Source organism: Pseudonocardia kongjuensis (assembly GCF_039526905.1).
GTDB lineage: Bacteria > Actinomycetota > Actinomycetes > Mycobacteriales > Pseudonocardiaceae > Pseudonocardia > Pseudonocardia kongjuensis.
This window is the reverse complement of record NZ_BAAAJK010000007.1, coordinates 91,384-103,140: the sequence shown is the minus strand read 5'-3', so window position 1 is coordinate 103,140 and position 11,757 is coordinate 91,384. Positions and strand designations below refer to the sequence as shown.

Here is an 11,757-nt window from a genome sequence, read left to right as displayed (position 1 = left end):
GGAACGCGCTCCGGCCCTTCTGCACTCCGCTGTCGTGCACTCCGCTGTCGTGCGCTGCGCTGCGCTGCGCTGTGCCGTGCCGTGCCGTGCCGTGCCGTGCTGCGACGTGCCGTGCCGCGACGTGCCGTGCTGCGACGTGCCGCGACGTGCTGTGCCGCGACGTGCTGTGCCGCGCCGTGCCGCGACGTGCCGTGCCGCGACGTGCCGTGTGGCCGGCCGGGGGACGGGCCGGCGACCGTCCCGCGAGACGTGTTCCCGCGCCCTCGCGCCCGGCCGGCAGATGTTCGGCGGGGTGTGCCCGCGGGGCCTCCGACCCGATCGGCCGCGTTCCGCGGAACGCGTCGGCAGGGCCCGGCACCGGGTCGGGCGGGTTCCGCGGAGCGTGCTCGCGGGCGTGCTCGCGGGCCGGGACCGCGTTCCGCGGAACGCACCCACGACCGGCGCCGGACCGTGGACGCGACCGGGGCCGCTGTTGCTGACGCCGGGTTCCCCGGGATGTGCTCACCGGACCGGACCGGACCGGACCGGACCGGGCGTAGCGCGTTCCGCGGAACGCGCTCTCGCGCTCTCCCGTCCGGTCGGGCTGTGTCGGCGGGGGTCTTCGCGCGGCCCCGCGACCCGACCGGCTGCGTTCCGCGGAACGCGTTTGGCGGGGCTTGGCACCGGGTCGGGCCGGTACCGCGGACCGCGCTCGCCCCGCTCCGCGCCGCCCCGCGCCACCCCGCCCCGTCCGGCCCCGCCCCGTCCGGCCCCGCCCCGTCCGGCCCCGCCCCGTCCGGCCCCGCCCCGTCCGGCCCCGCCCGGCCTCGCCCCGTGCCGCCCGCCCGTGCCGCGCCGCCCCGCCCCGCTCCGCCCCGTGCCGTGCCGGACCGTCACCCGCGGACCGCGCTCGCGGCGCCGTCGATCGGGGCGGCGCCGCGCGATCGGCGGCGTTCCCGGAGTGCACTCGCGGGAGCCGCACGACGTGCCGGGTGGTGACGTGCGCGCTGTGCTCGTCTGCGTGCGACCTGACCGGTCGCGTTCCGCGGAACGCGGTCGCGGGGCCCTGGCACCGGATCGGGGCGGTTCCGCGGGGCCTGTTGCGCGGGAGCGCTACCTGGCGGGTCGCGTGCCATGGGGCGTGCTCGCCGGGCCCACGACCGGGCCGGGTCGCGTTCCGCGGAACGCGACCTGCCCTCGCCCCCTCGCCCCGGCAGGAGCAGGAGCGTGACGCGGAGGATTCTCTCGGGCCCTCTCCACCGGGTGCGACTGCGTTCCGCGGAACGTGCTCATCGGCGGGCAACCCGACCGAACGCGTTCCGCGGAACGCGACTGCCGGCCCGCGATCCGGCCCGGCGCGCGGACCCGAGCGTTCCGCGGAACGCGAACCCGGGCCGCGCCGCTCGGGCCCGTCCGGCGGTGCCGCGCGAACCCGGGGACGGCCGCCGGGCCGGGTCCGGCGCGTTCCGCGGAACGCGGCGGGCGGCGGATCGCCGCGGGCCGGGGCGGATCACAGCGGATCACGGTCCTGCGTGACGGACCACGGTGGACCCGAGCGGATCAGAGGATCACGGCGGCTCACAGCTGACCCCGGTGGAGCGTGGCGGACCGCGGCGGAGCCCGCCGGCTCAGAGCGGAGCGTGGCGGACCCCGGCGGCGTGCGGCGGGCGGACCACGGTGGCGTGCGGCGGACCACGGTGGCGAGCGGCGGACCACGGTGGCGAGCGGCGGACCGCGGTGGTGTGCGGCGGACCCCGGCGGCGTGCGGCGGGCGGACCGCGGTGGTGTGCGGCGGACCGCGGTGGTGTGCGGCGGACCGCGGTGGCGAGCTGCGGACCGCGGTGGAGCGTGGCCTGGGTGGTTCACACCGGTTCAGACCAGCCCCGCCTCCTGCGCGGCGATGGCGGCCTGGGTGCGTGAGCGCAACCCCAGCTTCGCCAGCACCCGGGAGACGTGTGTCTTCGTCGTCCCCTCCGAGATCACCAGCTCCGCCGAGAGCTCGGCGTTGGACAGCCCCCGGCCGAGCCCCGCGAGCACGTCGGTCTCCCGGGCGGTGAGCCGGTCCAGCCCGGGCACCCGGCCCGGCCGGGGAGCGCCCGCGTAGCGGCTGATCACCCTCCGGGTCACCTCCGGCGCCAGCACGCCCTCGCCGCGCGCGACGGCGCGCACCCCGTCGAGCAGCCGGACGGCGTCGACCGATTTCAGCAGGAACCCGGCCGCGCCCGCGGCGAGCGCGCCGTCGACGAGATCGTCGAGATCGAACGTGGTGAGCACCAGGACCTGGGACAGGCTCCGGGCGAGGATCCGGCGGGTCGCCTCGATGCCGTCGATCCCGGGCATCCGGATGTCCATCAGGACGACGTCGGGCCGGTGCGTCTCCGCCGCGCGCACCGCGCCGATCCCGTCCCCGGCCTCGTCGACGACCTCGATGTCCGGGGCCGAGCCCAGGATCAGCACGAGCCCGGTGCGGACCGCCTCCTGGTCGTCGGCCACCACCACGCGGATGCTCACCGGGCACCTCCGCCGAACGGGAGCGAGGCCCGGACCAGCCAGCCGTCGCCGTCCGGTCCGGCGTCCAGGGTGCCGCCGACGGCGCGGGCCCGCTCGTCCAGCCCGGCCAGGCCGGTGCCGCCGTGCAGCGACGGGCCGCCGGTCGCCGGCCGGGTGCCGGGCCCGTTGCGCACCTCGATGGTGAGCGCCTCCCCGGCGGTCCGCAGCCGGACGGCGACCGGCGCGCCGGGGGCGTGCTTCGCGGCGTTGGTCAGCGACTCCTGGACGATCCGGAAGCCGGTGAGCTCCACCGGTGCGCCGACCTCGGTGCAGGGGGGACGTTCGTCGTCGTAGCGGACGGCCAGCCCGGCGGCACGGGCCTCGTCGAGCAGCCGGTCCAGCTCGGACAGCCGGGCGGGTGCGGTGGGCGGGTCGTGCGGGCCGCCGGTGCGCAGCAGCCCGATCATCGTGCGCATCTCGCCGAGCGCGGCCACGCCGGACTCGCGGACGGTGCCGAGCACCCGGCGCATCACCGCCGGATCGGCGCCCGAGTGCAGCGCCGCCTCGGACTGCAGCGCGATCGCGGACAGCCGTCCCGCGACGACGTCGTGCAGGTCCCGCGCCATCCGGGCCCGTTCCTCGGCGACCGCCGCGTCCCGTTCCCGGGCCGCCGCCCTGGCCGCCTCCTCGGCGCGGGCCCGCTCGGCGTCGGCGATGTCGGCGTGCCTGCGCACCTCCAGCCCCCACACCGTCGGCACCCCGACGATCAGGACCAGGTTGAACAGGCTGAGGATCGCCAGCCGCCCGCCGCCGACCACCAGTGCGGCGGCGGCGAGCAGGGCCACCACGGTCCCGGCGCAGGCCGCGACGACCTGCGCGGTCCGCCGCGGCGGGTGCCGGACGGCGCAGTAGAGCAGGTCGGTGAGCACCAGCAGGACGCCGAGGTCGGTGCGCCCTTCCCACACCACCCCCGCGGCCAGTGCCAGCGTGCCGACGACCAGTCCGGCCGGGGCGGCGGCCCGCCGCAGCACCGAGCCCAGGCAGGCGGCGGCGAGGACGACGACCGCCGGGACGGTCACCCCCGGGCCCGCACCCGACCACGGCACCCGCATCTCCGGGAGCGCCCACATCAGCAGCAGCCCGAAGGCGAACCAGCCGAGCGCGACGCCGGCGTCCCGGACCGGCAGCGGCAGGCCCCGGAGGCCCCCGAGACCCGCCGCCGGCCCGGCGGAGCGACCGGCCGACGGCCCGGTGGAGTGACCGGCGGACGGGTCGGCCGAGGGGCCGGTGGCGGAGGGGCCGGCGGGGCGACCGGAACCGAGATCGGCGCGGACACGGGGCATCCGGACATCCCAGCACGTCCCGGGCGGTCCGGGCGTCCGTCGAAGGTGGTAGTGCCGGATCGGTCGGGCGCCGGACGACCGGGACCGCGCCGGCGGACACGATCGTCGGCCATGGGGGAATCCGTGGGGGAGACCGTGGTGGAGCTGCTGCTCGCCGAACCGCTGCTGTGGCTGATCGGCGCCGCCGAGATCGCGTTCTGGGTGTTCCTGGTGGCCGGGCTCGCCGCCCGCTACCTGCTGCACCGCCCGGCGCTCGGCGCCGCGCTGCTGGTCGGTGTGCCGCTGATGGACGTGGTGCTGGTCGTCGCCGCCGTCGCCGACGTGGCGTCCGGCGGGGAGCCGTCCCGGGTGCACGGCCTGGCCGCGGTGTACCTGGGCGCGACCGTCGCGTTCGGACACCCGATGATCCGCTGGGCGGACGCCCGGTTCGCGCACCGGTTCGCCGGCGGGCCGCGACCGGTGCGGCCCCCGCGCGGCGGCCCGGCCCGGGTCCGTCACGAGTGGCGCGGGTTCGGGCGGGTGGTACTGGCCTGGCTGCTCGCGGCCGGGGTGCTGTGCCTGCTCACCGCGGTCGGCGGGCAGCCGTTCCCGGAGCCCGGGCAGTGGCCGGCCGACCCGATGTGGGCCTGGCTGGGGCGGCTGTCGGTGGTCGCCGCGATCTGGTTCGTCGCGGGCCCGCTGTGGGCCACCGTGCTGCCCGGTGACGACCGGGAGCGTGACCGTGTCCGGTCCTAGGCTCGCGGCGCCGGACGTCCTGCGCGGGCTGGCGATCGCCGGGACGTTCGCGACGAACGTGTGGGTGTTCGCCGATCCGCGCGGCCCCGGCGCGGTGCTCGCCGGGTTCGCCGGCGGCTGGTGGCTCGACGGGGTGCTGCTCGCGGTCAGCAACGGGAAGTTCCTGGCGCTGCTCACCCTGCTGTTCGGGATCGGGATGGAGCTGCAGTACCGCTCCGCGGTGCGCCGCGGGCTGCGGTGGCCAGGCCGCTATCTCGCCCGGGCCGGGATCCTGTTCGCCGAGGGGCTGCTGCACTACCTGCTGGTGTTCGAGTTCGACGTGCTGATGGGCTACGCGATCGCGTCGGTGCCGGTGGCCTGGCTCATCGGACGCTCGCGGACGGTGCGGCTGGCCGCCGCCGGGCTCGCCGGGGCGTTCGTGCTGCTCGTCGTCGGGGTGCTCACCCTCGGCATGCTCACCGGGGCCGGCGATCCGGCGTTCCCGCCGTACCCGTCGACCTGGACCGGGCAGGTGTGGCTGCGGCTCACCCAGCCGCTGCTGTTCCGGATCGAGCTGGTGCTGATCGTGCCGTCGGCGGTGGTGCTGTTCCTGGCCGGTTCGGCCCTGCTGCGCGCGGGCCTGTTCGACGACGGCGGGGCCCGGCTCCGGCGGACGCTGGTGCTCGTCGGGGTGGCCGGGGTGCTGCTGAACGTGCTGACGTCGCTCGGCGGGCCGGCCTGGTTCGCCGTCGAGCGGTACCTGGTCGCGCCGCTGGTGGCGGCCGGGCTGCTCGGGCTGGTGCCGGAGGTGCTGAGCCGGCTGCGCGGTCCGGCCGGTCCGGTGCGGCGTGGCCTGACGGCGATCGGCCGGACGGCGATGACCTGCTACGTCGGTCAGAACGTGCTGGCCGCGGTGCTGTTCCACGACTGGGGGTTCGGGCTGGCCGGTGCGCTCGCCGGGATCTCACCGCAGGTCCGGACGGTCGTCGTGGTCGCGGTGTGGGCGGGGGTGATGACGGTGTCGGCGGTGGCCGCCGCGCGCCGGTTGCGGTCCCACGACCGCGGCCCGCTGGAGGCGCTCACCCACCTGGCGGCGGCGCCGCGGGATCTCCGGCGCCGTGCAGGTCGACGACCAGCCAGCCGCCGTGATGCTCGGTGACCTCGAACGGGTGTCCGGTGCGCTCGCCGAGCCGCTGCAGGGTCGCGAGGTCGAAGGTCCGCACGTGCCCCCAGGCCGGGTTCGGCTCGTCCTCGAACGGGACGGCGACCACGATCCGCCGCCGGGCCAGCCGCAGCATCTCGGCGACCACCTCGTCGCCCTCGGCCGCGGGCAGGTGCTCGATGAGGTGCACCGCGAAGACGGTGTCGGCGCAGCGGTCCGGGAGCGCGACGGCGCGCGCGTCGGCGACGTGCGTCTCGACGTCCGCGCCCAGCTGCGGCGCCATCCGGGCGAGCAGGTCGACGGTGCCGCCGGTGAGGTCGGTGGCGGTGACCCGGTGCCCGTCGCGGGCCAGCTGCAGGGACAGGAACCCGAAGCAGCAGCCCAGCTCCAGGACGTCGGTGCCGGCGACGAGCTCGCGGGCGTGAGCGTGCACCGGCGCGGTCTCGGCGTTCGTGCCACCCGGCTCGGGCTCACCGGTCAGCGCGTCGAGGGTGTTGCGGTAGAAGGCGAGCCAGGCGTCGTCGGGGAACTCCGGGTCCTTCGCCGCGCTCGCGACGCAGGCGACGAACGCCTCCTCGAACCGCTCGGCGGGGAGCAGCCCCGGCCGGACGAGGGTGCGGTCCAGCCAGCCGGCGAGGTCGTTGCTGAGCCGGTCGGTGTCGATCATCGGCGCTCCTGGGCTGGGCGGTCACCCTCACGCTAGGTCGTCGGGTGCGCGGCGCACCATCTCCGACCCTCCGGGTCCTCCCCCTCCGGACGGCCGGGTGCGGGTGGGCCGGCCGGCTCACCGCCCGGCCGTCCCCGCGGCGAGGGCCTCGGCCAGCGCGGCGGCCCGGGTGATCGGCTCCGCGCTGCGCTCGGCCTTCGACCCGGCCAGCCCGCCGTCGTAGACGAGCTGGATCCGGGCGGCGGTCTCGTCCGGGTCCGGGTGGCCGAGCTGCACCAGCGCGTCCCGGAAGGCGGTGCGCTGCCGGGCCCGGTGCTCGGCGACGACGGCGGCCACCGGCGAGCCGGGCTCCGGGAACTCGGTCGCGGCGTTGAGGTAGCGGCAGCCGCGGTAGCCGCGCCGGCGGGCGGCCGAGGAGGCCAGGTCGAAGGCGGCCCGGATCCGGCCGAGCGGGTCGTCGCCGAGCCCGCGCACCGCGCGCCGCAGGCGCTGCAGGTCCTCCCGGTCCGCGCGCTCCAGGTAGGCGGTGACCAGCGCGTCCTTCGACCCGAAGTGCGTGTAGAGGCTGGCCCGGGCCACCCCGGCGGTGGCGATCACCCGGTCGATGCCGACGGCGCGGATGCCCTCCCGGTCGAACAGCCGGGCCGCCGCGTCGAGCAGGCGCTCGGCCGGCCCGGTGGCGGGCGCGGCCGGCGACCGCCCGGACGAGGAGCCCGGCGAGGACCCCGGCGACCGCCCGGACGAGGAGCCCGGCGAGGACCCCGGCGACCGCCCGGACGAGGAGCCCGGCGAGGGCCCGGACGAGGGCCCGGACGAGGGCCCCGACGAGGGCCCCGACGAGGGCCCCGACGAGGGCCCCGACGAGGGCCCCGACGAGGGCACTGACGGCGCTGGCGGCACGGACGGCACGAGACGAGCATAACTCCGCACTGGACAGATAGACCGATCTGTCTGTTACCGTCGAGGGCGTGAGGACGTTCCGGCTGGTGCAGCGCCGCCACGTCGACCTGCTCCGGGTCGTCGCCGCGGCGTGTCCCGGCTCCTCGCCGCAGGCCTGACGACCGGCCTGCCGCGCGCCCTGCGCGCGCTGTCTCGTCATTCCCCACGTGCTCCGCGTCCCCGCCTGCGGGCGGCCACGCGCGCCGTGCATCCCGACCCCGGAGGTCGCACCATGTCGCTGTACCTGTTCGAGTTCGTCCCCGCCACCGCCGAGCGCGACGCGGTGACCGCGCTGCTCGGCGAGGTCGACCGCGCGTCCGCCGCGGCCGGCGCGACCCTGATCGAGTCGCAGGTCACCGGCGGTCACGACCGGGTGTTCTCGGTCGTCGAGGCCGGCTCGGCCGACGGCCTGGCCGGCCGGTTCGACGCGCTGCCCGGGGTCGCCGAGGTCGCCGGGCCGGACGAGGTCCGCCTGGTCGGTGCCGATCTCGACGAGCTCAAGAAGACCAAGCCGGCCGCCGGCTACCTGGTCGAGTGGGACTTCCCGGACGGCCTCGACATGGACACCTACCTGGCCCGCAAGAAGGCGAAGGCGCCGCTCTACGCCGACGTCCCCGAGGTCAGCTTCCTGCGCACCTACGTGCGCGAGGACATGACCAAGTGCCTGTGCTTCTACGACGCCGAGGGCGGCGAGGAGGACGTGGTCCGCGGCCGCAAGGCCGTCGACACCCCGATCGACCGGCTGCACACCCTCGCCGGCGGCGACCGGTGACCGCGCCCGCCACCGAGCTGCTCGGCACCTGGTTCGCCGATGCGGCCGGGCCGGTCGACCGCGGCGAGGACGACGTCCGCACCGGGTTGCGCAGGCTCGGCGAGCGGGACCTGATCGCGCCGCCCGGTTCCGGTGCGGCGCACGCGGTGCAGCTGGTCGAGACGATCGCCCGGGACTGCATGAGCTCGGCGTTCGCCACCTGGGCGCAGCGGATGACCGTCGAGTACCTGTCCCGCGCCGACCGGCCCGATCCGGAGCTCACCGACGCGGTCCGCCGGGCCGGCCGGATCGGCGCGACCGCGATGGCGCCGGCGCTGCGCGACCTGGCCGGGCCGGAGCCGGTCCCGGTGGTCGCGACCCCGGCGCCGGACGGCGGGCTGGTGCTCGACGGGCCGATCCGGTGGGCGTCCAACCTGTTCGACGACGCCGTCGTCGTGCTCCCGGTCCGGCTGGGTGCCGACGGCGACGGGCGGGCCGTCGTCCGGATCTCCACCTCCGACGACGGCGTCGTCCGGGCACCCCGGCCGACCCTGCTCGCGCTGAACGGGACCGGCTCCACGTCGGTCCGCCTGGAGGGCGTCCGGGTGCCGCCGGAGGCCGTCCTGTCCCGTGACATGCGGACCTTCGTCGGCGCCATCCGGCCGACGTTCCTGCTGGTCCAGAGCGCGTTCTGCAGCGGACTGGCGGACCGGTCGGCGACCGCGGCGGTCGCCGGCGCCACCGGGACGTCCGAGCCGCTGGCACCGGACGCCCGGGCCGTCGCCGAGCGGGCGGCCGACGTGCACGACCGGCTGCACACGCTGGCCGCCGATCCGGCGGCGGCGACCCCGGCGCAGCTGCTGCGGCTGCGCCTGGACGCGGCGACCACCGCCACCGACGCCACCCGGGTCGAGTCCGCGGTCCGCGGCGGGGCCGGCTACGTCGCGGGCAGCGACGTCGCACGCCGGCTGCGCGAGGGCGCGTTCCTCCCGGTCCAGGCCCCCACGGAAGGACACCTGAGATGGGAACTGTCGCGCTCGCTCTGAGCGGCGCCGTGCGCCGCTACGGCCCACGGACCGTGCTCGACGGCGTCGACCTGGAGATCGAGCGGGGCGGCAGGCAGATCGTGCTCGGCCCCACCGGCAGCGGGAAGTCCACGCTGCTGCGGGTACTCGCCGGCCTGGAACCGCTCGACGGCGGCACCCTGCACCGGCCCGGCGACCCGGTCACCGCGACCGTGTTCCAGGAGCCGCTGCTGCTGCCGTGGCTGACCGTCGGCGAGAACGTCCGCCTCGGCGGCCGCTACCGGGCCAACCGGGACCGGTTCGACGACGCGTACGCCGACGCCCTGCTGGACCGGTTCGGGATGGCCGGGCACGCCGACGCCCGGCCGGCCGCACTGTCCGGCGGGCAGGCCCAGCGGGTCGCGATCGCCCGCGGGATGGCGGTCCGGCCGGACGTGCTGCTGCTCGACGAGCCGTTCGGCGCGCTGGACCCGGCGACCCGGGCCGAGCTGCAGACCTGGCTGCGCGGCGTCGCCGAGGAGGAGGGCCTGACCCTGGTGCTGGTCACCCACGACGTCGACGAGGCGCTCTACCTGGGCACCCGGGTCGCCGCGCTGGACGGCGAGGGCGGCATCGGCGGCCGGTGGACCCCGGCCGCGTCCGACGCGCCCGGCGGGCACCCGCTGCGCGACGAGGTGCTGGCCGGGTACCGCTCCCAGGTGGTGGGCGCCCGGTGAGCGGACCCAGCAGGCGCACCCTGCTGCGCGCCGCCGCCGGGTTCGGCGCCGCCGCCGCGATCGGCGGCGGGGTGGCCGGGATCGCCGATCTCGCCACTGCGGGCCGCAGCACCGCACGCTCCGGCGCCGGGCTGCGGATCGGCTACCTGCCGATCACCGACGCCTCCCCGCTGCTGGTGGCGCACGCCCAGGGCCGGTTCGCCGAGGCCGGGCTGGACGTCCAGCGCCCGGTGCTGTTCCGCGGCTGGGAGTCTCTCGCGCAGGCGTTCCTGGCCGACGAGGTCGACGTCGTGCACCTGCTGATGCCGTTCGCGGTGCAGCTGCGCTACGCGCTCGGCGCCCGGTTGCAGATGATCGCCTGGAGCCACACCAACGGTTCCGCGCTGACCGTCGCCCCGCAGGTCCGCGACCTGTCGGACCTGGCGGGGCAGCAGGTCGCGATCCCGTTCTGGTGGTCGATCCACAACGTGATGCTGCAGCGGATGCTGCGCGGCGCCGGACTGCGCCCGGTGGTCCGCGAGCAGCCGTCGGCCCGGGACGGCACGGTCGGGCTGGTGGTGCTCAGCCCGGCCGACATGCTCCCGGCACTCGACACCGGCCGGGTCGCCGGATACATCGTGGCCGATCCGTTCAACGCCGCCGCCGAGATCCGCGAGGTCGGCCGGATCGCCCGCTTCGTCGGGGACTCCTGGCGCCGGCACGCGTGCTGCGTGGTCGTCGTCCGGCAGGATCTGGTCGACGCCGATCCCGGCGCCGTGCAGGGCGTCACCGACGCGGTCACCGGTGCCCAGCGGTGGATCGACGGCGCCCGCGCCGACGCGGCGTCGGTGCTGTCGACCGGCCGCTACCTGCCCCAGCCGCTCCCGGCGATCACCCGCGCGCTGGACCAGCCGCCGCGCTCCCCGGTGCACCCGGACTGGCACGGCGAGCGGATCGGGTTCGAGCCGTTCCCGTTCCCCGGCTACACGGGCGCGCTGGTCGAGTCGATGCGCGAGACCGTCGTCGACGGCGACACCTCCTTCCTCGACGGCCTGGACCCGGCCGCGGTGCACGCCGACCTGACCGACGACCGGTTCGTCCGCCGCAGCATCGAACGGCACGGCGGCCCGGCCGCGTTCGGCCTCCCCGCATCCCTCACCCGCACCGAGGAGCTGATCCCGGTATGAGCACCGCCCCGCCCCGACCGGCCCCGGCCCGCCCGGACCGGCCCGGCACCTCCGGCCGCGCCGCGCGGCTGGCCGCGCCCCTGACCGGGACCGCCGTCGCCGTCGTGCTGTGGTGGCTGGTGACCACGCCGCTGGCCGCACCGGACAGCATGCTGCGGGCGTTCGCACCGCAGCACGCGGTGCCCGCGATCGGCGCGCTCGCCGCCGACGGGGTGCTGTGGGAGGACATCGCGACCAGCCTGTGGCGGCTGCTGCTCGGCCTGCTGGTGGCCGGGGTGCTGGGCGTCGCGATCGGGCTGGCCGTCGGCTCGTCGGCGCTGCTGGAACAGGGCACCCGCCCGGTGTTCCAGTTCCTGCGGATGGTCTCCCCGCTGGCCTGGGCGCCGGTCGCGATCGGGGTGTTCGGGATCGGGCACCGGCCGGTGGTCTTCCTGGTCGCCGCGGCGGCGGTCTGGCCGATCGTGCTCAACGTCGTCGCCGGCGTGCGGGCGGTCGACCCGAAGCTGACCCTGGTCGCCCGCTCGCTCGGCGCGAGCCGCCGGGAGACGCTGGTGACCGTGGTGCTGCCGACCGTCCGGCCGCACCTGCTCACCGGGGTCCGGCTCGCGCTGGGGATCGGCTGGGTGGTGCTGGTGCCGGCGGAGATGCTCGGCGTCACCTCCGGGCTGGGCTACGAGATCCTCAACTCCCGCGACCAGCTCGCCTACGACAAGGTGATGGCGGTGATCCTGGTGATCGGGGCGCTCGGCTACGCCCTCGACGCGGCCGCCCGGCGGCTGCTGGGGGCACCCGCGACCGGCTGAGT

The 11,757-nt window shown here is 77.1% G+C and carries 12 protein-coding genes; 8 read left to right on the top strand and 4 right to left on the bottom strand.

The genetic code is table 11. The annotated features are described in order from the left end of the window. Positions 1 to 1,851: 1,851 nt before the first annotated feature. On the bottom strand, positions 1,852 to 2,490 hold the full coding sequence (locus ABD160_RS10760) for a response regulator transcription factor (protein ID WP_344021063.1): 639 nt from the start codon (positions 2,488 to 2,490) through the stop codon (positions 1,852 to 1,854). Beyond that, positions 2,487 to 3,812 carry a sensor histidine kinase gene (locus ABD160_RS10755; protein WP_344021061.1) on the bottom strand — a complete coding sequence of 442 codons (1,326 nt, stop codon included), beginning with the start codon at positions 3,810 to 3,812 and terminating at the stop codon, positions 2,487 to 2,489. Before ABD160_RS10755 ends, ABD160_RS10760 begins: the two co-directional genes overlap by 4 nt. Positions 3,813 to 3,923: 111 nt before the next feature. On the opposite strand from ABD160_RS10755, the gene ABD160_RS10750 reads away from it, so the two are divergent. Together ABD160_RS10750 and ABD160_RS10745 are read left to right on the top strand one after the other, a co-directional pair. Continuing rightward, positions 3,924 to 4,547 carry a hypothetical protein gene (locus ABD160_RS10750; protein WP_344021058.1) on the top strand — a complete coding sequence of 208 codons (624 nt, stop codon included), beginning with the start codon at positions 3,924 to 3,926 and terminating at the stop codon, positions 4,545 to 4,547. Continuing rightward, a complete protein-coding gene (locus tag ABD160_RS10745) occupies positions 4,513 to 5,685 on the top strand; it encodes a DUF418 domain-containing protein (RefSeq protein WP_344021056.1) in 1,173 nt (390 codons plus the stop codon). Before ABD160_RS10750 ends, ABD160_RS10745 begins: the two co-directional genes overlap by 35 nt. On the opposite strand, the gene mftM is transcribed toward ABD160_RS10745, so the two are convergent. Next, positions 5,606 to 6,355 (bottom strand): mycofactocin oligosaccharide methyltransferase MftM, encoded by a 750-nt coding sequence (mftM, locus tag ABD160_RS10740; protein WP_344021054.1) that lies wholly within the window; start codon positions 6,353 to 6,355, stop codon positions 5,606 to 5,608. The two genes, ABD160_RS10745 and mftM, sit on opposite strands and share 80 nt — an antisense overlap. 117 nt (positions 6,356 to 6,472) lie before the next feature. Beyond that, the gene (locus tag ABD160_RS10735; RefSeq protein WP_425563608.1) at positions 6,473 to 6,994 is read right to left on the bottom strand and encodes a TetR/AcrR family transcriptional regulator; all 522 of its coding nucleotides are present in this window, start codon (positions 6,992 to 6,994) and stop codon (positions 6,473 to 6,475) included. Here ABD160_RS10735 and ABD160_RS10730 point away from each other — a divergent pair. The 6 genes from ABD160_RS10730 to ABD160_RS10705 all read left to right on the top strand — a co-directional run bounded on the left by ABD160_RS10730 (position 6,975) and on the right by ABD160_RS10705 (position 11,755). Then, entirely contained in the window at positions 6,975 to 7,277 is a 303-nt protein-coding gene (locus tag ABD160_RS10730) for a hypothetical protein (protein ID WP_344021789.1), read from the top strand. The two genes, ABD160_RS10735 and ABD160_RS10730, sit on opposite strands and share 20 nt — an antisense overlap. Positions 7,278 to 7,526: 249 nt before the next feature. Further along, positions 7,527 to 8,066 (top strand): DUF4242 domain-containing protein, encoded by a 540-nt coding sequence (locus ABD160_RS10725; RefSeq protein ID WP_344021052.1) that lies wholly within the window; start codon positions 7,527 to 7,529, stop codon positions 8,064 to 8,066. After that, positions 8,063 to 9,091, top strand: a complete 1,029-nt coding sequence (locus ABD160_RS10720; protein ID WP_344021050.1) for an acyl-CoA dehydrogenase family protein — start codon at positions 8,063 to 8,065, stop codon at positions 9,089 to 9,091. The genes ABD160_RS10725 and ABD160_RS10720 overlap by 4 nt, the downstream gene beginning before the upstream one ends. After that, complete coding sequence (locus ABD160_RS10715; RefSeq protein ID WP_344021048.1) at positions 9,067 to 9,786, top strand: ABC transporter ATP-binding protein; 720 nt, start codon at positions 9,067 to 9,069, stop codon at positions 9,784 to 9,786. Before ABD160_RS10720 ends, ABD160_RS10715 begins: the two co-directional genes overlap by 25 nt. Then, the gene (locus ABD160_RS10710) at positions 9,783 to 10,952 is read left to right on the top strand and encodes an ABC transporter substrate-binding protein (RefSeq protein WP_344021046.1); all 1,170 of its coding nucleotides are present in this window, start codon (positions 9,783 to 9,785) and stop codon (positions 10,950 to 10,952) included. The genes ABD160_RS10715 and ABD160_RS10710 overlap by 4 nt, the downstream gene beginning before the upstream one ends. Next, complete coding sequence (locus ABD160_RS10705; protein WP_344021044.1) at positions 10,949 to 11,755, top strand: ABC transporter permease; 807 nt, start codon at positions 10,949 to 10,951, stop codon at positions 11,753 to 11,755. The genes ABD160_RS10710 and ABD160_RS10705 overlap by 4 nt, the downstream gene beginning before the upstream one ends. The last annotated feature ends 2 nt before the right edge of the window (positions 11,756 to 11,757 follow it).